Origin of the sequence: Streptomyces ferrugineus (assembly GCF_015160855.1) — a bacterium.
Lineage (GTDB): Bacteria > Actinomycetota > Actinomycetes > Streptomycetales > Streptomycetaceae > Streptomyces > Streptomyces ferrugineus.
Genome location: NZ_CP063373.1, coordinates 2,158,356 through 2,178,297, shown reverse-complemented (window position 1 = coordinate 2,178,297; position 19,942 = coordinate 2,158,356). Strand labels below are relative to the sequence as shown.

Annotated in this window: 21 protein-coding genes; 15 read left to right on the top strand and 6 right to left on the bottom strand. The window is 71.1% G+C overall.

The features are described from left to right. Position 1: 1 nt before the first annotated feature. The gene (locus tag IM697_RS09910; protein ID WP_194046659.1) at positions 2-394 is read right to left on the bottom strand and encodes an FHA domain-containing protein; all 393 of its coding nucleotides are present in this window, start codon (positions 392-394) and stop codon (positions 2-4) included. Positions 395-493: 99 nt separating this feature from the next. Here IM697_RS09910 and IM697_RS09905 point away from each other — a divergent pair, with 99 nt between their 5' ends. Continuing rightward, positions 494-901, top strand: a complete 408-nt coding sequence (locus IM697_RS09905) for a DnaJ family domain-containing protein (protein WP_194046657.1) — start codon at positions 494-496, stop codon at positions 899-901. Continuing rightward, complete coding sequence (locus IM697_RS09900; RefSeq protein WP_194046655.1) at positions 898-1,389, top strand: GNAT family N-acetyltransferase; 492 nt, start codon at positions 898-900, stop codon at positions 1,387-1,389. Before IM697_RS09905 ends, IM697_RS09900 begins: the two co-directional genes overlap by 4 nt. Positions 1,390-1,701: 312 nt before the next feature. Here IM697_RS09900 and IM697_RS09895 read toward each other — a convergent pair whose 3' ends face one another. Continuing rightward, positions 1,702-3,759 (bottom strand): MDR family MFS transporter, encoded by a 2,058-nt coding sequence (locus IM697_RS09895; RefSeq protein WP_194046653.1) that lies wholly within the window; start codon positions 3,757-3,759, stop codon positions 1,702-1,704. Between the two features lie 172 nt (positions 3,760-3,931). Here IM697_RS09895 and IM697_RS09890 point away from each other — a divergent pair, with 172 nt between their 5' ends. Continuing rightward, complete coding sequence (locus IM697_RS09890) at positions 3,932-4,954, top strand: peptidoglycan-binding domain-containing protein (RefSeq protein ID WP_228044603.1); 1,023 nt, start codon at positions 3,932-3,934, stop codon at positions 4,952-4,954. Between the two features lie 183 nt (positions 4,955-5,137). Here the strand turns inward: IM697_RS09890 and IM697_RS09885 are convergent, their stop codons facing one another. Next, on the bottom strand, positions 5,138-5,815 hold the full coding sequence (locus tag IM697_RS09885) for an HAD family hydrolase (protein WP_194049656.1): 678 nt from the start codon (positions 5,813-5,815) through the stop codon (positions 5,138-5,140). A gap of 191 nt (positions 5,816-6,006) precedes the next feature. Continuing rightward, on the bottom strand, positions 6,007-6,588 hold the full coding sequence (locus tag IM697_RS09880; protein WP_194046651.1) for a TMEM165/GDT1 family protein: 582 nt from the start codon (positions 6,586-6,588) through the stop codon (positions 6,007-6,009). Positions 6,589-6,962: 374 nt separating this feature from the next. On the opposite strand from IM697_RS09880, the gene IM697_RS09875 reads away from it, so the two are divergent. From IM697_RS09875 to IM697_RS09855, 5 genes are all read left to right on the top strand, one after another. Beyond that, positions 6,963-7,607, top strand: a complete 645-nt coding sequence (locus IM697_RS09875; RefSeq protein WP_194046649.1) for an HNH endonuclease family protein — start codon at positions 6,963-6,965, stop codon at positions 7,605-7,607. A gap of 99 nt (positions 7,608-7,706) precedes the next feature. Then, complete coding sequence (locus tag IM697_RS09870; RefSeq protein WP_194046647.1) at positions 7,707-9,347, top strand: alkaline phosphatase D family protein; 1,641 nt, start codon at positions 7,707-7,709, stop codon at positions 9,345-9,347. Between the two features lie 871 nt (positions 9,348-10,218). Then, positions 10,219-12,162, top strand: coding sequence for an FAD/NAD(P)-binding protein (locus IM697_RS09865; protein ID WP_194046645.1), 1,944 nt, complete (start codon positions 10,219-10,221; stop codon positions 12,160-12,162). Positions 12,163-12,256: 94 nt separating this feature from the next. Next, positions 12,257-12,694, top strand: a complete 438-nt coding sequence (locus IM697_RS09860; RefSeq protein WP_194046643.1) for a DoxX family protein — start codon at positions 12,257-12,259, stop codon at positions 12,692-12,694. A gap of 280 nt (positions 12,695-12,974) precedes the next feature. Further along, a complete protein-coding gene (locus IM697_RS09855) occupies positions 12,975-13,601 on the top strand; it encodes a DedA family protein (protein ID WP_228044601.1) in 627 nt (208 codons plus the stop codon). A gap of 14 nt (positions 13,602-13,615) precedes the next feature. On the opposite strand, the gene IM697_RS09850 is transcribed toward IM697_RS09855, so the two are convergent. Next, on the bottom strand, positions 13,616-13,855 hold the full coding sequence (locus IM697_RS09850; RefSeq protein ID WP_194046639.1) for a DUF2277 domain-containing protein: 240 nt from the start codon (positions 13,853-13,855) through the stop codon (positions 13,616-13,618). A 96-nt stretch (positions 13,856-13,951) separates the two neighbouring features. Here IM697_RS09850 and IM697_RS09845 point away from each other — a divergent pair, with 96 nt between their 5' ends. Next, the gene (locus tag IM697_RS09845) at positions 13,952-14,857 is read left to right on the top strand and encodes a ketopantoate reductase family protein (RefSeq protein ID WP_194049655.1); all 906 of its coding nucleotides are present in this window, start codon (positions 13,952-13,954) and stop codon (positions 14,855-14,857) included. Positions 14,858-15,045: 188 nt separating this feature from the next. On the opposite strand, the gene IM697_RS09840 is transcribed toward IM697_RS09845, so the two are convergent. Further along, complete coding sequence (locus IM697_RS09840) at positions 15,046-15,483, bottom strand: Lrp/AsnC family transcriptional regulator (RefSeq protein WP_194046637.1); 438 nt, start codon at positions 15,481-15,483, stop codon at positions 15,046-15,048. 168 nt (positions 15,484-15,651) lie between these two features. Between IM697_RS09840 and IM697_RS09835 the strand changes: the two genes are divergently transcribed. From IM697_RS09835 to IM697_RS09815, 6 genes are all read left to right on the top strand, one after another. Continuing rightward, positions 15,652-16,926, top strand: a complete 1,275-nt coding sequence (locus tag IM697_RS09835; protein ID WP_228044599.1) for an ArgE/DapE family deacylase — start codon at positions 15,652-15,654, stop codon at positions 16,924-16,926. 197 nt (positions 16,927-17,123) lie between these two features. Beyond that, positions 17,124-17,462 (top strand): hypothetical protein, encoded by a 339-nt coding sequence (locus tag IM697_RS09830; RefSeq protein WP_194046635.1) that lies wholly within the window; start codon positions 17,124-17,126, stop codon positions 17,460-17,462. 346 nt (positions 17,463-17,808) lie between these two features. Continuing rightward, complete coding sequence (locus tag IM697_RS09825; RefSeq protein ID WP_228044597.1) at positions 17,809-18,336, top strand: hypothetical protein; 528 nt, start codon at positions 17,809-17,811, stop codon at positions 18,334-18,336. Between the two features lie 240 nt (positions 18,337-18,576). Next, entirely contained in the window at positions 18,577-19,185 is a 609-nt protein-coding gene (locus IM697_RS09820; RefSeq protein WP_194046631.1) for a hypothetical protein, read from the top strand. A 188-nt stretch (positions 19,186-19,373) separates the two neighbouring features. After that, positions 19,374-19,502, top strand: a complete 129-nt coding sequence (locus tag IM697_RS45395) for a hypothetical protein (protein WP_265582710.1) — start codon at positions 19,374-19,376, stop codon at positions 19,500-19,502. Then, positions 19,503-19,721 carry a hypothetical protein gene (locus tag IM697_RS09815; protein ID WP_194046629.1) on the top strand — a complete coding sequence of 73 codons (219 nt, stop codon included), beginning with the start codon at positions 19,503-19,505 and terminating at the stop codon, positions 19,719-19,721. The last annotated feature ends 221 nt before the right edge of the window (positions 19,722-19,942 follow it).

Below are 19,942 nucleotides of genomic sequence, written 5' to 3'. Positions count from 1 at the left end.
CTCAGGCCTCGTGGTAGAAGCCGACGTTGATGCTGCGAGGGGCGGTGCGGTCGTGGATGACGATCTCGCCGCTGCCGCCCCTCGGCAGCGGCACCGTCCCGCCGTACGCGATCGGCTGGGCGTACTCCCCCACGGTCAGCCGCACCTCGGAGGACGGATCGGCCTGCGAGCCACGCAACCAGCTCACCTGCCACCCGCCGTCCGGGCCGCACAGGAACTCCAGGTGGACCCTGGAGATGAACAGCCAGTCGTCCGGCGTCGACAGCCGGCACACCGACTTGTCCCGGCCGACCCGCAGCACAGCGCCCGGCTCGCTGGGTGCGTCGGCCATGAGCATGCCGGCCGTGGCACCCTCGTCCGCCGCGGACACGGCGGCCATGGTGAGTTCGAGCACGAGCGCCCCTCCCGAAAACGTCCTTGTGCAGCAGCCTTCTTGGCCACCGACGCCGCATAATAAATCGCCCGGCACCACCGCGTCCGGCACAATGAACTCATGACCGAGCGAAAGCCCCCCGGCGTCCCGTTCGAGTCCTGGGTCGACAAGCAGATCCACGACGCGCAGGCACGCGGCGACTTCGACAGGCTGCCCGGCACCGGCGAGCCACTGCCGAACGACCTGGAAGCCCCGTACGACGAACTGTGGTGGGTCAAACGCAAGATGACCCGCGAGGGCCTGTCGGTCCTGCCCCCCGGCCTGGCCCTGCGCAAGGAAGCGGAGGACGCCCTGCTGGCGGCCTACGCCGCACCGTCGGAGCGAGCGGCCCGCAAGATCATCACGGACATCAACGCCAAGATCCGCGACATGCTCCTCAAGCCACCTCCCGGCCCTCCCCTGGGCCGCAAGCCGTACGACGTGGAGGAGATCGCACGCCAGTGGCGCGAGCGGCACCAGCCGGCATGACCTGGACCGTCGCCCCGGAGCCCCCCGACTCCCCCGTGGCCACCGCCCTCTGGCGGGCCTACTACACAGAGGTCAGCGACCGCTACTACCTCCTCCACCAGGGCCGGCGCACCGACCCGGCCGAACTGGAACGGGAGATCGCGGCCCACACCTTCGGCGAACTCCAGCCCCCGAAGGGCAGCTTGCTGGTGGCCCGCTACGCCGACGAGCCGGCCGGATCGGCCGGCATCCGCATGCTGGACGCCAACACCGCCGAACTGACGAGGGTGTTCCTCCACGAGCCGCTCCGCGGCAAGGGCGGCGCCCAACTCCTGGTCCAGTCCGCCGAGAACGCGGGCCGCGCATTCGGCGCCACCCGCATGATCCTGGACACCCGCCACGACCTGCTGGAGGCCCGCACCCTCTACACCCGCCTCGGCTACCAGGAGACCCCGCCCCACAACGACGACCCGTACGCCGAGCACTGGTTCAGCAAGCCCCTGCACTGAGGAAGGCCGCCCCACCGCGCACGGCGACAAGGGGACGTGCCGGGCGGTGTCCGCCCGCAGCAGCGGGCGTCAACACAGGCCACCCCTTCCAAGACACGGCAACCACCCGACCGAGGACGAACACCCCCCGGCACGTCCCCGCCCTCCAACGCACCGCAGGCGCTACGCACACCCCCACCACCCCACCCACACAGGCGCCGCAGGCACCCCCGGCCCACCCGCACAGGCCGCCGCAGGCATCCCCCACCCACCCGCACAGGCCGCCGCAGGCATCCCCCACCCACCCGCACAGGCCGCCGCAGGCACCCCGGCTCAACCGCCGGAGGCACCCGGTTGCTCTCGCTCGCACCCGCACAGCTCCTCGTTCAGCTCCTTCACCAGCTGCACCAGATCCGTAGGCCGCCCCGCCCCCCACCAGTCCCCCAGCAACTCGGCCAACGACTCCTCCCGAACCCGGGCCAACCGCTCCGCGACCCCCCGTCCCTTCTCGGTCAGCACCAGCTCCAGCCCCTCCCGGCCGGCCAACCCCCGCTCCTCCACCTGCCGCGCGGCATCCAGAATCACCGGCAACGGCACGGAACTGCGCTCCGCGAGCACCCCCGGCTCCACCCAGCCGTACCTCTTGATCCGCAGCAGCAGCCAGCTCGCCGCCGGCAGCAGGTCGTACCCCGCCCGCTCGGTGATCGTCCGATAGATCTCCCGCCGCCCCTCGCGCGTACCGAGCACCGACAGGGCCCGGCACACCTCGTCGTACGACGACCGCTCGACCGGGTTGCTCGCCAGCGTCTCGGTGACGTCGGGCGCGGTCACGGACCCCCGCAGCTTGTCCTCCCGCAGGAACCAGGCCAGCACGAATCCGACGAGGGCGACGGGCGCGGCGTACAGGAACACATCGGTGATCGACGACGCGTACGCCTGCAACGCGGCGGGCCGCAACGCCTCCGGCAACTCCGCGATCCGCCGCGGATCCCCCTCCAGCCCCGCCAGCGAGACCCCGTCCGGCAGCCGAATCCCCTCGAACGCGGCCACCAGCTTGTCGTCCAGCCGGTTCGCGAAGATCGTCCCGAAGATCGCGACCCCGAACGACGCCCCGATCGACCGGAAGAACGTCGCCCCGGAGGTGGCGACGCCGAGATCCTCGTACGACACGGCGTTCTGCACGATCAGCACCAGCACCTGCATGACCAGCCCGAGCCCCGCCCCGAAGACGAAGAAGAACAGGCTCATCTCCCAGGTGGAGCTGTCCACGTCGAGTTGGTGGAGCAACAGCAGCCCCAGCACGGTGACCCCGGTCCCGGCGATGGGGAACACCTTCCACCGCCCGGTGCGGCTGACGATCTGCCCGGACCCGGTCGACGACAGCAGCATGCCGACGACCATCGGCAGCATGTGCACACCGGACATCGTCGGACTGATCCCCTGCACGATCTGCAGAAACGTCGGCAGATAGGTCATCGCGCCGAACATGGCGAACCCGACGATGAAGCTGATGACCGCGGACAGCGTGAACGTCCGCACCCGGAACAGCTTGAGCGGCAGCACGGGTTCGGCGGCCGTCCGCTCCACGGACACGAACGCGACGGCGAGCACGACCCCGAGCAGGGCCAGCCCGACGATCTGCACCGACCCCCACTCCCATGTCGTCCCCCCGAGGGAGGCCACCAGCACCAGACACGTGGCGACGGAGGCGATCAGAAACGTCCCCAGATAGTCGATGACATGCCGGGTCGCCTTGTGCGGAATGCGCAGCACGGCGGCGATGACGGCGAGCGCGACGATCCCGAGCGGCAGATTGATGTAGAACACCCAGCGCCAGCTCAGATGCTCCGTGAACACCCCGCCGAGCAGCGGCCCCAGCACACTGCTCGCCCCGAACACGGCACCGAACAGCCCCTGGTACCGCCCCCGTTCCCGAGGCGGCACGATGTCCCCGACGATCGCCATGGACAGCACCATCAGCCCGCCGCCCCCGACCCCCTGAACGGCCCGGAAGGCGATGAGCTGCGTCATGTCCTGCGCCATGCCGCACAGCGCGGAGCCGACGAGGAAGATCACGATCGCGATCTGGAAGAGCCGCTTGCGCCCGTACTGGTCACCGAGCTTGCCCCACAGCGGAGTAGCGGCCGTGGACGCCAGCAGATACGCGGTCACGACCCAGGAGAGATGCTCCAGTCCGCCGAGGTCGCTGACGATGGTCGGCAGCGCGGTGGACACGATCGTCTGGTCGAGCGCGGCGAGCAGCATCCCGAGCAGCAGCGCGCCGATGGAGACGAGGGCGTTGCCGGCCACGTTCTCGGGCGCCTCGCCCCGCCGCTCGGGGGGCTGCGCGTCACGCACATGCCGTGCCCTGCCGTGCGCGTCCCCGGCCATGAAGACCTCCCGAGGGTCTCGTTGTCCCCCGTCATATCCCCCTCCATCGTGATCGCTGTGTCCCGTTATGGCCTGTCGAGTCCCTTTGGAACGGCTCCTTCCGGGGGCTTGAGGAGGTGACGTGAGGGACGTCTGCATAATCTGGGGATTTCGCGAGGGGAGGGACGAACGCGTGACAGAGCCGAGGGGAACCGAGGGAGTCGACCGCATGTGCCCGGAGTGCGGCGCGGCGAGAGCGGCCGACAACACCCCGTCGTGCGGCTGCCGCGAGCGCGTGTCCGACGCCCTGCGCGACGCCCGTACGGCGGAGGCGGCCGCGGCGGAGGACTTCGATCCGCTGCGGATACGGCCATATGTGGAGTTGGAGGGCGAGGACGCCGCGGAAACGATGCAGCTGCGGCCGACTGCGCCGACAAGCGGCTCCGCCGCGAGGCCGTCGCCGCCCTCCGCCCCGGCCCTCCCCACCCCGCTGGCGGCCACGGCGCCCTCACCCAGCACACAGGACCTGAGCCTGTTCGAGCCGGACGCGACGCCGGACGACGAGGCAGGGGCGGCCAGGGCCGAGGAGCCGGCCGGCACCCCCCGGCACCGCCGCACGATCCTGCTCGGCGCGGGCGGCGCACTGGTGGCCGTCATCACGGCGGCGAGTCTGGCGAGCGGCATGTTCAGCTACGAGGCGCCGCAGCGGCACACGGCCCTGCCGGACGACCTGCGGGTGAGCGTCCCGGCCCTGCCGACCAGTGCGACGCCGGAGTCCTCCGCGGCGACGGAGACCGGGACGGCGACGGAGTCGGCATCGCCCTCGGCCTCCGGGTCCCCCACCGAGAGCCCGTCCGCCTCGCCTTCCCCGTCCCGGTCCCGCTCGACGGCGTCCCCGACTCCGGCCCCCACGACGGAGCCGACGAGCGCCCCGCCGTCGACCGAGGCGTCCGACTCCCAGCAGGAGTCCGCCGCCGCGCGCGAGCCCGGGCCCCCGGTCCTCCAACGGGGCGACCGGGGCCCCGAGGTCACCGAACTGGAACTCCGCCTCACCCAGCTGGGCCTGTACACGAGGGAGGCCAGGGGCACGTACAACGAGGGCGTCGAGGACGCGGTGAGCCGGTATCAGTGGGCACGGGGGATTCAGCGGGACGAGTACGGGGTGTACGACCTGGAGACCCGACAGCGGCTGGAGTCGGAGACGACGGAGCCGTGAGCCGGTTCGCCCAAGAACTCGGGACTTGCGGTTCGATCGCGGCTGCAGGTCGCGTGTGGCTGGTCGCGCAGTTCCCCGCGCCCCTGGGTTGGCGGCCGCGAGGCCAACCTCCAGGGGCGCGGGGAACTGCGCGAGCAACCCAGAACGACCCGCAGCCGCCACACGACAAGCGGATCCGAGCTCTCAGGCGACAATCACCCGAATCTCCCCACTCGCCGCAGCCTCAACCCGAACCCGTCGCAAATCAGCCACCACCACATCCGGCTCATGGACCCGGGCCCGCGGCCCGACCCCCACCACCCGCATCCCCGCGGAGCGCCCCGCCTGGATCCCCGCGCCGGAGTCCTCGAACACCACACAGTCCTCCGGCGCGACCCCCAGTTCGGCCGCCCCCTTGAGGAACCCCTCGGGGTCGGGCTTGCTCGCCCCCACCGACTCCGCGGTCACCCGCACCCCGGGCATCCCCAGCCCGGCCGCCCCCATCCGGGCCGTGGCGAGAGCGACGTCCGCCGATGTCACCAGCGCATGCGGCGACCCCCGCAGCGCGGCCAGGAACTCCGGCGCCCCCGGAATCGGCACGACGCCCTCCACGTCCGCCGTCTCCTCGGCGAGCATGCGCGCGTTGTCCGCGTGGTTCTGCTCCATCGGCCGCTCGGGCAGCAGCAGCGCCATCGAGGCGTACCCCTGCCGTCCGTGCACGACCTTCATCACCTCGTCGGCGTCCAGCCCGTGCCGCTCGGCCCAGCGGCGCCAGATCCGTTCCACGACGGCGTCGGAGTTGACGAGCGTGCCGTCCATGTCGAGGAGAAGGGCACGAGCGGTGAGGACGGTGGTCCCGGTGGGCACGGCGGTGGCCGACATCGGCAGCTCCAAGGCGAGGGACACGGGGGTACGAGGTGGCCCCCGGACGGGACAAGGTGGTCCCGCCCGCCGGTCAGGGAAAACGGGCGGGAGCCACTTTGTTCCCCCACGGTACAAAACCGGGACCCGATCGCGCCACCACCTCCGGGAACCGTTCACCGACAGTTCAGCTCGACCGGGAAATCCCCGGCTCAGCCGGCGATCGCCTCCCACAGGCTCCACACGCCCAGCACCAGCATCACCAGCGCCGCCACCTTGGTGATCAGCCGCAGCGGCACCCGCCGCATCAGCGCCTTCCCGCCGACGATTCCGATCGCCGCCACGCTCCACAGCGCCAGCACCGCGCCGATGCCGACCGACAGCGGATCGTCGTAGCGCGCCGCGAGATTCGCGGTCATGATCTGCGTCAGATCCCCGAACTCGGCGACCAGGATGAGCATGAACCCGGCCCCGGACACCTTCCAGAAGGACTGGTTCTCCGGCTTGCGGATCTCCTCCTCGTCCTCGTCCCTCTTCATGAGCAGTACGGCCGCGCCGCCCAGGAAGAGCACACCGGTCAGCGCCTGCACGATCTGCTGCGGCAACAGCGTCAGCACGCTGCCGGCCGCGACGGCCAGCGCGACATGCACCGCGAACGCGGCGGCGACGCCGGCGAAGACGTAGGAGGCGCGGTAGCGGGTGCCCAGGACGAGGCCGGCGAGCGCGGTCTTGTCGGGCAGTTCGGCGAGGAAGACGACGCCGAAGACGACCGCCGTCACGGTAAAGCTGATCAAGGTTCCTCAATCGGTCGGGGCCGCCCCACCGAGAGCATGGTCACTGCGCTGCGACACCTCGGCACGGCAGCACACTGGGCGCCCGTGCCGTACGACACAGGCGTGCACTGCTTGCCGAAGGTCTCGCTGGCCGACCTCGTGGACGAGGTCCGCCTCCGGGCGCCGGCTCAGACGAGCTGAGCAGTATGTCGACGGTCCGGCGAAGAGCTACTCCCCTTCTGCGCCGTCCATCGTACGTGATCGTTTCGCCGTAAACCTTGTCGTGTCATGTACGCGTCATTAGCTTCTTACCCGACGCACACCTCCCCGCAACGCGGCGTCGCGAGCATTCCCTCGCTCGCACGCCAACACCCCCACCTCCCAAGGGAGTCAGCATGTCGAAGTTCTACGCGCGTCGAAAGGTCAGCATACTCGCGGCCCTCAGCGGCCTCATAGCCTCCGTCGCGCTTTTCAACGCCCCGACCGCCTCCGCCGCACTCCCCACCCCCGTCAGCGCCGCCACCGCCCGCGGCTACCTCTCCCAGCTCACCGTGGCCACCGAGGACCGCACCGGCTACAGCCGCGACCTCTTCCCGCACTGGATCACCATCTCCGGCAGCTGCAACACCCGTGAGACCGTCCTCAAGCGCGACGGCGAGAACGTCGTCACCAGCTCCACCTGCGCCGCCACCAGCGGCAGCTGGTACTCCCCGTACGAGGGCGCGACCTGGACCGCCGCCTCCGACGTCGACATCGACCACCTCGTGCCGCTGGCCGAGGCCTGGGACTCCGGCGCCGACGGCTGGACCACCTCGCGCCGCCAGTCCTTCGCCAACGACCTCACCCGCCCGCAGCTCATCGCCGTCACGGACAACGTGAACCAGGCCAAGAGCGACAAGGACCCGGCCGAGTGGATGCCCTCGCGCACCGCCTACCGCTGCACCTACGTCCGCGCCTGGGTGCAGGTGAAGTACTACTACGACCTCTCGGTCGACTCCGCGGAGAAGTCCGCGCTGACGAACCACCTCGCGAACTGCTGAACCCGGCACTGCCGGAGTTCGGCAAAACGCGATCCGCGGAACCTCGCCGCTGACCTCCGTCGTTCCGTACCGTACGGGGCGACGGAGGAGGGCGATGACGTGGGTGAGCTGCGCCTGGGACCACTGCTGAGGTACGTCGACGGATCGTCCGCGACCGTCTGGGTCGAGTCGAGCCGTCCGTGCACCGCCGAGGTGCGCGGCGCCGAGGGCGCCCGCGGCGAGTCCCGTACCTTCCAGGTCGCGGGCCACCACTACGCCCTGATCCCGGTGACCGGTCTCACCCCGGGCACGGCCCAGCCGTACGAGGTCTTCCTCGACGGCGCGCGCGTGTGGCCGCTCGCCGACTCCCCGTTCCCGCCCTCGCTCATCCGCACCCCGTCCGCCGACGACCCCGTCCGCCTCGCCTTCGGCTCCTGCCGCTGGGCCGCGCCGCCCGCCGGCGAGAAGGACCCCGTCGGCCCGGACGCCCTGGACACGCTGGCCGCCCGGATCGCGGCCGACCCGGACGGTGAGCGCCCGGACGTGCTGGTGCTGCTGGGCGACCAGGTGTACGCCGACGAGACCTCCAAGGCGACCCGGCGCTGGCTCGCCGCCCGCCGCGATCTGAACGACCCGCCGGGCAGCGAGGTCGCGGACTACGAGGAGTACACCCGGCTCTACTACGAGTCCTGGCTCGACCCCGAGGTGCGCTGGCTGCTGTCCACCGTGCCGAGCTGCATGATCTTCGACGACCACGACGTCATCGACGACTGGAACACCTCCGCCGCCTGGCTCGCCGACATGCGGGCCACCTCGTGGTGGCGCGAGCGGCTGCTGAGCGGCCTGATGTCGTACTGGGTGCACCAGCACCTCGGCAACCTCTCCCCGGCCGAGCTGGCCACCGACCCGCTCTTCGCCGCCGTACGCGAAACCCCCGACGGCACCGACGCGTTGCGCTCCTTCGCGAGCAGGGCGGACGCCGACCCGGAGTCGGTCCGCTGGAGCTACCGGCGCGACTTCGGGCGGGTACGGCTGCTGATGGTGGACACGCGGGCCGCCCGGGTCCTCGACGAGGACGGGCGCTCGATGCTCGACCCGGGCGAGGCGCGATGGCTGCGCGAGCAGGCGCTCGACGCCCGCGGCTCCTACGACCACCTCCTCATCGGTACGTCCCTGCCCTGGCTGCTGCCGCACCTGGTGCACGACGCCGAGGCGTGGAACGCGGCCCTGTGCCGGGGTGGGCGCGGGGAGCGCTGGGCGCGGTTCGGGGAGGATCTGCGGCGGCGGGCCGATCTGGAGCACTGGGCGGCGTTCCCGCCGTCCTTCGACGCGCTGGCGGCGCTGATCGCCGAGGCCGGATCGGGGGCCGGGGCGCCGGCGACGGTGTGCGTGCTGTCCGGCGACGTGCACCACGCGTACGTGGCCGAGCCGACCTGGCCGCACGGCGAGGGCCCCGACGCCCGCGTCTTCCAACTGACCTGCTCCCCCGTCCACAACGCCATCCACCTGGCGATCCGCCTCGGCTTCCGCTTCGGCTGGAGCACACCGGCCCGACTGCTCGGCCGCTGGTTCGCGGGCCACGGAGGCTGCCCACGCCCACCGATCGACTGGCGCAGAACGGGCGGCCCCTGGTTCGGCAACCAGCTCATGACACTGACCCTGAGGGGACGTTCGGCCCGGTTGCGACTGGAGCAGGCGCGGGCGGTGCGGGGTGAGGGGGCACGGCTGCGGACGGTGGCGGAGCGCGAGCTGACGGGGTGAGGGGGCGGCCTGGGGCTGGGCCCGCTGCGAGGGGTGGCTTGGGGGTGGGCCGGCTGCGAGGGGGCGGCCAGGCCCTGATCCCGCTGCGAGGGGCCGGCCAGGGTAGCGGGGCCTGCTGCGAGGGGGCGGCCAGGGGCTGGGCCCGCTGCGAGGGGGCGGCCAGGCCCTGATCCCACTGCGAGGGGCCGGCCAGGGTAGCGGGGCCCGCTGCGAGGGGCCGGGGCCCTGGTCCCGGGTCCCGGCTCGCACTCGCTGCGTGGAGGGGGCCGCGGGGGCGGGGTCGCCGCCCGGGACAGGCGTTGGCCGGGGGTACACGGCGTCGGGCAGGTCACCCCGCGACCGCCACCCCGCGACCGCCACGACGCGCCCGGCGCGCCGCCGCCGGTGTGGTTCCGGGCCCTCCGGATTACCCGACCAGGGCGGGACGGCAGGCGTCAGCCTCGACTCGGCCGGCCGCCTGCCTCGCCGGCGCTTCGTCGGCGCGTATGAACGCGCCCCGCCACGGGGGTCCGAACCCACCGCGAGCGGCAGCCGCAGTCCCGAACCACGGGAGCGACGGCCATGGACGCCCTACGCACCCCGTGGACCGAGCCGTGGACCCCCTACGCACCCCGTAGACCGAGCCATGGACGCCCAACACGCCCCGTAGGCCGTGCCGTTGAAGCCCCGGCGCATCCCATGCGCCACGCCGCGGGTCCGGGCTCGCCCCGTAATCGGCCCCTTCCATCCCCTTCCGACCGCTTGTGACCGGCGTGGCATGTGATGCTCGTGATGCATCCCACACTCGGTCACCCCCGGGCTCGGCCGACCCCGTTCCCGACGGCATGATGAGCCGGACCGTCCGCTTCCGCCCGACGGCTCGCTCGCCGCAATGCGCCCCACACGCCCGGGAGTCACCCCTTTGACCGCACCGACCTCCGCACCGACCCCGGACTCCCCCACGGTCTCCGTCGCCCTGGTCGGCGCCGGGCCCCGCGGCACCAGCGTTCTGGAACGGCTGTGCGCCTCCGCCCCCGAACTCCTCCCGCCCGGGGCACGCCTCACGGTCCACGTCGTCGACCCGGCGCCGCCCGGGCCCGGGCACGTGTGGCGGACCGCGCAGTCGTCCGAGCTGCTGATGAACACGGTGTCCTCGCAGGTCACCCTGTTCACCGACGACAGCGTGGACTGCTCGGGCCCGATCCGCCCCGGCCCCAGCCTGTACGACTGGGCGGCGGGCGAGCTGGGCCCGGACGAGTACCCGACCCGCGCCCACTACGGCCGTTACCTGGAGTGGGTGTTCGCGAGGGCCGTGCGCGAGGCGCCGCCCGCCGTGCGCGTCGAGACGTACGCGGCCCGTGCCGTACGGCTCGACGACGCGCCCGACGGCAGCCAGGTCCTCGCCCTCGACGACGGCCGTGTGCTGCCCGGGCTGTCGGCCGTGGTGCTGGCGCAGGGCCATCTGCCGACGTCCGCCGACATGACCGAGCGCCGGCACACCGCGTACGCCGAGCGTCATGGCCTGCGGTACGTTCCGCCCGCCAATCCGGCCGACGTCGACCTGTCCGCCGTAGCCCCCGGCGAGCCGGTGCTGTTGCGCGGGCTGGGCCTCAACTTCTTCGACCACATGGCCCTGTTGACGACCGGCCGCGGCGGCCGCTTCGTACGGGACGCCGAGGGCCTGCGCTATCTCCCCTCCGGCAACGAGCCACGCCTGTACGCCGGTTCGCGGCGCGGCATCCCGTACCAGGCGCGTGGCGACAACGCGAAGGGGCCGTACGGCCGCCACCTCCCGCTCGTGCTGACCCCGGAGGTGATCGCCGGCTTCCGCAAGCGCGCGGACTCGGGCGAGGCGCCGGACTTCCTCGCGGAGATATGGCCGTTGGTGGCGAAGGAGGTGGAGACGGTGTACTACGCGGCGCTCATACCGGAGGCACGGCGGCGGCCGGAGTTCACCGAGCGCTTTCTCGCCGTCCCGCACCGGGATCCCCAAGAGGCGTGTCTGCTCGACGAGTTCGGGATCCCGGTGCGCGAGCGCTGGAGCTGGGACCGGGTCTCCCGCCCGTACGCGGACCACGACTTCCGCGATCCCCGGCAGTGGCGGGGCTGGCTGCTGGCGTATCTGCGCGAGGACGCCGCGCAGGCCGCCCGGGGCAATGTGCACGGCCCGCTGAAGTCGGCCCTCGACGTGCTGCGCGACCTGCGCAACGAGCTGCGGCTGATCGTCGACCACGGCGGTCTGACCGGCGACTCGCGCCGGGACCACCTGGACCGCTGGTACACCCCGCTCAACGCCTTCCTGTCCATCGGCCCGCCCCGGCGGCGTGTGGAGGAGCTGGTGGCACTGATGGAGGCGGGTGTGGTGGAGGTGCTCGGGCCCCGGCTGGAGGTGCGGGAGGAGTCGGGGGCCTGGGTGGCGCGCTCCCCCGAGGTGCCGGGCTCGGCGGTGCGGGCGACGACGCTCGTCGAGGCGCGGCTGCCCGAACCCGACCTGCGCCGCACGGCGGACGAGCTGCTGGCCGGGCTGCTGAAGAAGGGACAGTGCCGGCCGCACCTCGTCGACGGCTACGAGACCGGCGGACTGGACGTGACAGCACGGCCGTATCGGCTGATCGACCGTCAGGGGCGGGCGCACCCACGGCGGTTCGCGTTCGGGGTGCCCACGGAGGGGGTGCACTGGGTGACGGCGGCGGGGGCGCGCCCTGGTGTGGATTCGGTCACGCTTTCGGACGCCGACGGGGTGGCGAGGGCGGCGCTACGTGCGGTTGTCTCCGGGGCGGACGAGGTTTCCGGGGCTCAAACCTGGCCAAATGTTGAACTTGCAAGCATCGATTAGGGCTGCCTAACGTGTGGGGCTACCGATCAGTATCCGTCCCCACACCGTTCCTCACAGGGAACCGGTTGAACCTTTCAGACCGAGGGAGTCCCCCATGACCGGACGCCTTAACAGCGCCCAGCCGTATGCCATCGGCCTGTTCCGCATCGTCGTCGGCCTGCTCTTCGCCTGCCACGGCGCCAACTCGCTCTTCGGCACCTTCGGAGGCGAGACCCCGGAAGCGGGCGCCTGGCCCGGCTGGTACGCCGCCGTGATCGAACTCGTCGGCGGCAGCCTTGTCCTGCTCGGCCTCGGCACCCGCGTCGCGGCGTTCGTCGCCTCCGGCGCGATGGCGTACGCGTACTTCAAGGTCCACCAGCCGCAGGCGCTGTTCCCCATCGAGAACAAAGGCGAAGGCGCCGCCATGTACTGCTGGGCCATGTTCCTGCTGATCTTCACCGGCTCCGGCGCGTTCGGCGTGGACCGGCTGTTCGCCAAGCGCTCCGGCGCGCAGGGCACGACGGCGGCCGAGCAGCAGCCGGTCGCGGCCTGACGCTCCGGTTCCGTACGACGGCACCCGCAACGGCGCCCCTTCCCGCGAGCCCCGCACGGGAACGGGCGCCGTTCGTCGTCGCTTTGTCGTCGTCCTGCCGTCGTCCTGTCGTCGTCCGGCGGCAGCCGGGTGAACATGCTGTGCCGAACACACGAGCCCCCGATGAATCTGCTGTCACACCACCGGCGTACGCTGTATGGCTGTCATAGGCCGCCCCTGCCGCTCCCCCGCGACGTCGCGGCACGGTCTGGCCACGGGGGTGAAAACGGGGAGTTCTACGGTGCTCGACGGGATCGAGGACGTGGGTTCGCTGACGGCGGTCCCATGGATCTATGTGGTGGTCGCACTGTCGGTGCTGCTGGATGTGTTCGTACCGGTCCTGCCCAGCGGCGTCCTGGTGATCACGGCGGCCACGGCCGCGGCCGCGGGCTCGGGCGCCGCGACCGGACAGGTCCCCGGCGAGGTCCCCGACCTGCTGGCCCTGACGCTCTGCGCCGCGACCGCCTCCGTCCTGGGTGACCTGGTGGCCTACCGCCTCGCCTGGCGCGGCGGCGCCCGACTGGACCGCGCGATCGCCCGCTCCCGCCACCTGACCTCGGCGCAGGAACGTCTCGGCGCGGCGCTGGCCCGAGGCGGCGGCGCCCTGGTCGTCCTCGCCCGCTTCGCCCCCGCGGGCCGCTCAGTGGTCTCCCTGAGCGCCGGCGCCACCCACCGCAGCGCCCGCGACTTCCTCCCCTGGTCCGCCCTGGCCGGCCTCGCCTGGGCCGTCTACAGCGTGGCCCTCGGCTATTTCGGCGCCCAGTGGCTGGGAGCGACGTGGCTGGCGACCGGGGTGTCGGTGGCGGCGCTGTTCGCGGCGGGCGCGGGGGCCTCGTATGTGGTGCGACGGAGGCCTGCGGGGGCGTAGGGGTGTCGGCTCCGCTACCCGGCCGCCCTGCGCGCCGGCGTCGGCGCCCCTCGTACCTCCAGTCCGCCGAGTAGCCGGGCCGTGGCCTCGGCGACGGCGTCCACGGCCTGGTCGAAGACCTCTCGGTTGTGTGCGGCCGGGGCCCGGAAGCCCGAGACCTTGCGCACGTACTGGAGGGCTGCGGCCCGGATCTCCTCCTGCGTGGCCTCCTCGGGCAACGCGGGCGGGCGGAGTGTCTTGATGCTGCGGCACATGCAAGACAGTCTCCCTCGGGGAGGGCCCCACATGCCATGATCGAGTCCGAGGCGGCCACCGCACAGCACGCGGGGCCGACCGACGAGAGGAGTCGCATGACGGCGAACGACGGACTCACCGTGGCGGTACTCGGCCCGGGCGGCATAGGCGGCCTGCTCGCCGCACTCCTGTCCCGGTCCGACCACCGCGTCATCTGCCTGGCCGGCGACGAGACGGCGAAGACCCTGCGTACGACCGGCATCCACGTCCGCAGCGGCATGTTCGGCGACTTCAGGGCCGACGTCGAGGCGGACACCGAGCTCCGCGAACCGGTGGACGCCTGCCTGATCGCGGTCAAGGCCACCACCCTCGACGCGGCCCTGACCCGCGTCCCGCCCACGGCTCTGGGCGACGCCCTGGTCGTACCGTTCCTGAACGGCGTGGAACACCCCGCCGCCCTCCGCACCCGGTACCGCCCGGACCGCGTGGCCCCCGCCGCGATCCGCGCCGAGTCGACCCGTGTCGCCCCGGGCGAGATCGAGCACCCGAGCCCCTTCGCCGAGATCGACCTCACCGGCGACCCGGTCCCCGACGACCGCCTGGACGCCCTCGCGACCACCCTCACCGAGGCCGGCCCCACGACTCGCGTCCTCGCGGACGAAACGGCGACCCTCTGGGCCAAGATGGCCTTCCTGGCCCCCTTCGCCCTGCTCACCACCCGCCACGCCCTCCCCCTCGGCGACGTACGCACCCACCACCGCGAGGAGTTGACGTCCCTCGTCGAGGAGACAGCAGCCGTCAGCCGCTCCTGCGGCGGCCCCGCCGACCCGGCCCAGGCCCTCGCCCGCTACGACGCCTTCCCACCCACCACGAGGTCGTCCATGCAGCGCGACGCCGAGTCGGGCCGCCCCCTCGAACTGGACGCCATCGGCGGCGCGTTGCTGCGCGCGGCGGAGCGGCACGGGGTGCCGGTGCCGGTGACGACCCGTGTGGTGGACGAGTTGCGGGCCGCGGGCCACTGACCGGAGCGACGCGGCCGCCCGGCGGCTCACACGGCATCACCGCCGACGTCATGTCCGACCTCGACTGAGCCCTGGGCTCAACGCGTTGTGACTGAGCGTTTGAGTTGGCCCTTTTGGCCCTTTTGAGCCTCGCAGTTGGCCGGCGGACGACGCGAGCCTCGGCACCCGCGGTGATCCCACGGTGTCGATCACACGCGAGGCCGGTTGAACAGCCGGGAGAGCACGATGGCGCTCTCGGTCCGTTCGACAGGAGCGGTGGCGCGCACGCGTTGGATGGCCTGTTCCAGGTGGGGGATGTCTCTGGCGAGCATGTGGACGACCGCGTCGGCGGCGCCGGAGACGGTACAGGCTTCGACGACCTCGGGGATGTCCTCCAGGGCCTGGCGCAGTTCGGCGGGGGTGGGATTGCCGGTGCAGTAGACCTCGACGAAAGCCTCGGTATGCCAGGCCAGCGCCTGAGGATCGACGAGAGCGGTGAAACCGCGGATCGCGCCGGTGGCCACCAGACGGTCGAGACGCCGCTTGGCGGCGGGCGCGGACAGCCCGGCCGCCTTGCCGATCTGGGCGTACGTGGCACGTGCGTTGTGCAGCACGTAGCGGATGATCGCTTCATCGATGGCGTCCATGACCTCACTCCAGACGTCGAGCGTGCTGCGCAGCGCAAGAAGTAGCCATGAACCCGCTGACATTGCAAGAAAGCGACAGTGGGCAGCAGCAAATGGTGATTGTTTGCGTTGTACGCCGAACATAGTCTCCGGCTTGTCCTGATGTCACGGGCCGGGAGCAGTGTTGAGATGACAGCAAGCCTGAGCAATGTGGAAGCCTCGGCACTGGCCGCGGTGGACGAGGCGGCCATCGCCCGGCTGCTGCTGGAACTTCTCGTTGTTCCGAGTGTGACGGGGAGCGCCGCGGAGTCCGAGGTTCAGCACGTCCTGGCCCGGCATCTGGAGCGGATGGACCTCGATGTCGACCTGTGGTCCATGAACCTGCCCGAGCTACGTGCCCATCCCCGTTTTCCCGGCAGCGAGGCCCCGCGCACGGAGGCGTGGGGCCTGGTGGGCGGCACGCGGCCCCAGGGCGACGGGCCGACCCTGGTCCTCCAGGGGCACATCGACGTCGTCCCTCCCGGGGACCTGGCGCAATGGGAGGGTGACCCCTTCCGCCCCCGGGTTACCGGGGACGTGGTGCACGCTCGAGGAGCGTGCGACATGAAGGCGGGCGTGGTGGCGATACTCGCCGCCCTGGCCGCGATACGGGAGGCGGGCGCAAGGCTGCGCGGCCAAGTGTCCGCGCACTTCGTAGTCAGCGAAGAGGACGGAGGGCTCGGAGCGTTCGGCACCCTCCAACGCGGCCACACCGGTGACGCCTGCATCATCACCGAACCGACCAGCGGCGCGCTCATGACCGCGAACGCCGGCGCCCTGACCTTTCGCATCCAAGTACCCGGCCGCGCCACCCACGGCAGCACCAGATACGTGGGAGTGAGCGCCATCGACGCATACCTGCCCATCCACCGCGCGCTCGCCCATCTGGAAGCCCGCCGCAACGCCGGCGCCGACCGGCTCATGTCCGAATACCCCATCCCCTACCCGCTGTCCGTCGGCACCGTCCGTTCCGGCGACTGGGCCAGCAGCGTGCCCGACCTGCTGGTGGCCGAAGGAAGACTGGGGGTCAGGCTGGGCGAGGATCCGGCCCAGGCACGCACCGAACTGGAGGCGTGCGTGGCCGAAGCCTGCGCGGCCGACCCCTGGCTGCGCTCCCACCCAGCCACGGTGACGTGGCCCGGCGGACAGTTCGCCAGCGGACGGCTGCCGGCCGGGCATCCGCTTGCGGCCCAGGTCGGCGACGCGCACGCCGACGTCACCAGCGGCCCGCGACCTTCTGAGCGAGGCGCCCCTTACGGCAGTGACCTGCGACTGTACTCCGGGGCGGGCATCCCCACGCTGCAGTACGGCCCCGGCGACGTACGCCTCGCACACGGTCCACAGGAACAGGTCCGCGTGAGCGAAGTCGTCACCGTCACCCGGGCACTGGTGCTCGCCACACTGCGCACGGTCGGCACCAAGTAAGTGGCTGGTTGCGGCGAGCCGGAGGCGGTCGGCGCGGGGGCCTCTACCGTGGCTCGGCTCATCGGCAGGGAAGCAGACTGAGCACCGAAGTGGCCAACGGGAGTGCTCAATGGCCAACTCATGCGCTCAGTCACACGCGTGCACGACTCTCCCAAAGACACTCGCAACCCAAAATCGAACAGGCGTAGCATTGCGCCGTGGCTACGCCCTATGACTTTCCGAGTGACCTCCTCGCCGGTCAGGAGGAGTTGCATCAGGTCCGGGCCGAGCTGTCGGCCCTGCTGAAGCGTCTCCCCTGGTCGGTCGCACCCCTGGACGGCTTCAGCGACGACAACGGCTGGCGCAAGGTCGAGCGTCCCGCCTCCCCCGGCTGGACGCAGGACGAGCAGGCCGAGGTGGAGAAGCTCCGGCGCCGCGAACACGAACTCGCGGTGTTCGTCAGCGGCCACCGCTTCTGGTCGGAGATAGCCGCAGCGGAACGCATGGACGCCCGCACCAAGCTGAAGCACGCCCACGAGACGCCCGAGGAGGCCTGAAACGCCGGAGGACCCCGGCCGCGAAGGCGGGGGCCCTCTGTCACTGTGGGCGCGGACGACGGTCTCGAACCGCCTACATCCTGCTTGTAAGCGGGAAGATCAAGGAAGTTGAGACCACCCTCGACGAGGACGACGAGTGAAGCACGTGCCGAACTGAAAGCTACGCGCCGGATAGCGCCCAGCACCGAAGCCCCGCCACGTTCCCCATGGATGGCGGGGCTTTCGTATGTCACAACACAGACACACCACCTACACACCTCCTCCACGCCGGGCACACATCGCAGGATGATTCAGGCCACGCACCATCACCCCTGGGGGACTCATGAGTGACACCACACCACCACCCATGCCCGACACCCCGCCACCCTCGCCAGCGCCGAAGAAATCCCGCACTAACGTGATCATCATCGGCTCGGCCGCGGCAGTGATCGCTGCGGTCGTCGCGACGGGCATCATGGTCGTGCAGGCCGGAAATGAGGACGGGAAGCCTGCTGCCACCGTCAAGTCGAGCGCACCCGCCGAGGACATCGCAACCGCCGCCGCGGAGGAGCCGGAGCCGACCTATGACGAGGTCGACGTCGACAGCTTCACGATCGAGCTGCGCACTACGAAGAGGCAGTGTTTCGGGTCGGCGGGCTGCAATGTGACGGTCGAGCCGGAGCTGACCTATTTGGCCGACAGTGCGGCGATCGACCCAGATGAGGCGTACGAGATCACCTACGAGATCCGTGGCGACGATTCCGGCCCGGTCATTGAGACTGCCGAGCTGTCGGACCAGACGAGCCTGAACTACCGGCCGTCTTTCATCAGTACTGCTTCGTCAAGCACGAAGGTCTCTGTGAAGATCACCGACGTCACGACTCGGGGGTATTGAGGCGTCGCAGGACAGACGTGCAGCGGCCCCGCCCCGGGAAGGTTCCGGGCGGGTTGTCATCACACGGTGGACTGGCCTCACGTCCGGCGCGCCCGGCCCCAGAAGCCACGAAGGCCCGCCGCAGTGCGGGCCTTCGCCATATCTGCCGCCCGTTCGTGTCACAGAAACGTCACCCTACCTTCACATGTCCCACACACCCGCTAAATTCGCTCCCCACGCAAACTGCGCCAAGGGGGGCACATGAGCCAGCAGTACCCGCAACAGCCCGGGTTCGGGGCATCGCAGCAGCCGACGCAGCCCGGCTACGGCTACCCGCAGCAGCAGCCCGGCTGGGGCGCTCCCCCGCCCCAGCCGCCGAAGAAGCGCAGCATCGGCAAGATCCTCGGCATCACTGCGGCCGTGTTCGTCGGTCTCGTCGTCATCGGCGCCATCGCCGGTGGTGGGGGCGACGACTCCGCCGACATCAGCAACAAGGACAAGGCCGTCTCTGCCGCCTCCGACAAACCCAAAGCCCAGGCCGAGGAACCCGCCGCCGACGAGCCCGCGAAGGAAGAGCCGGCCGCCGACAAGAGCCAGGCCGAGCAGTTCAAGGAGTGCGTCGCCAAGTCCGGAACCGCCAGCGAGAAGGAAGCCGTCGGCCACGTCACGAAGGTGACCGGCACCGACAAGAGCAACGACATCCTCGACGCCGCCGAGGTCTTCACCGACTTCAAGGGCGGCCTCTTGAGTGAGAACCAGGGTGACGCCAAGCTGATCGCGTCCGCGTTCGCGTCCTGCTACGAGTCGAAGAACGGGCTCGTGACCGTGTACGGCAGTGACGGCGACATGATCTCCAACGGGAACTACTGACCCGTCACTGAACCGGCCCGGCTCGCGCCCGTGCGCGGCCGGGCCTTCGCACACCCGGAGGCGACCATGCCGAACCAGTGGACCCCGGTCACCGACGAGGGCCGTGCCGAGATCATCCGCCTCCACGGCGAAGGCCTCGTCTTCGACGTGTCGATGACCGAGGATGCCACCGGCATCGCGTCGCCCAGTTGGCCGCGCTGCGCGCCGACACCGCCGTCGACCTTCACCTTGACGCGCTCAAGCTCACCCAGCGGATGTGGGAGCCCGCGGTCGTCTTCAACTTCGGCGGCAAGGAGAACACCTACAACGAGCGGTAGGTGGATGAGCCGCCCACCGGAGACAAGAAGAACCTGATGATTGCGGCCGGGATCGCCCTGGAGAAGTCCCTCAAGCTCGTCCCGCCCGCGGACGACGCCGGCACCGACGACGCCCGCTCGATGCTCGGACAGCTCATGGTCGGCCTCAAGGCCGCGTACGACCAGGCCGCGACCGGGGAGGGCGGCACCGGCGAGGAGGCGGAGGGTGAGTCTCCTTGATGCGCTGCCGCTGTCCCGCAAGCAGATCGTCAGCATCGTGGAGGCCGAGGCGCGCATCAACGCGTGGGAGGGCTCGGTCCGGAGTGGGAAGACCATCGCCTCACTCCTGGCGTGGCTGGCCTTCGTAGAAACGGTTTGCCCCCTCTCGCCTTCGGGCGGGAGGGGGCATTTTGTCGTGCCCTCGTGCGAGCAACTCGGCCAATCCGCAATGCGATCCGAGA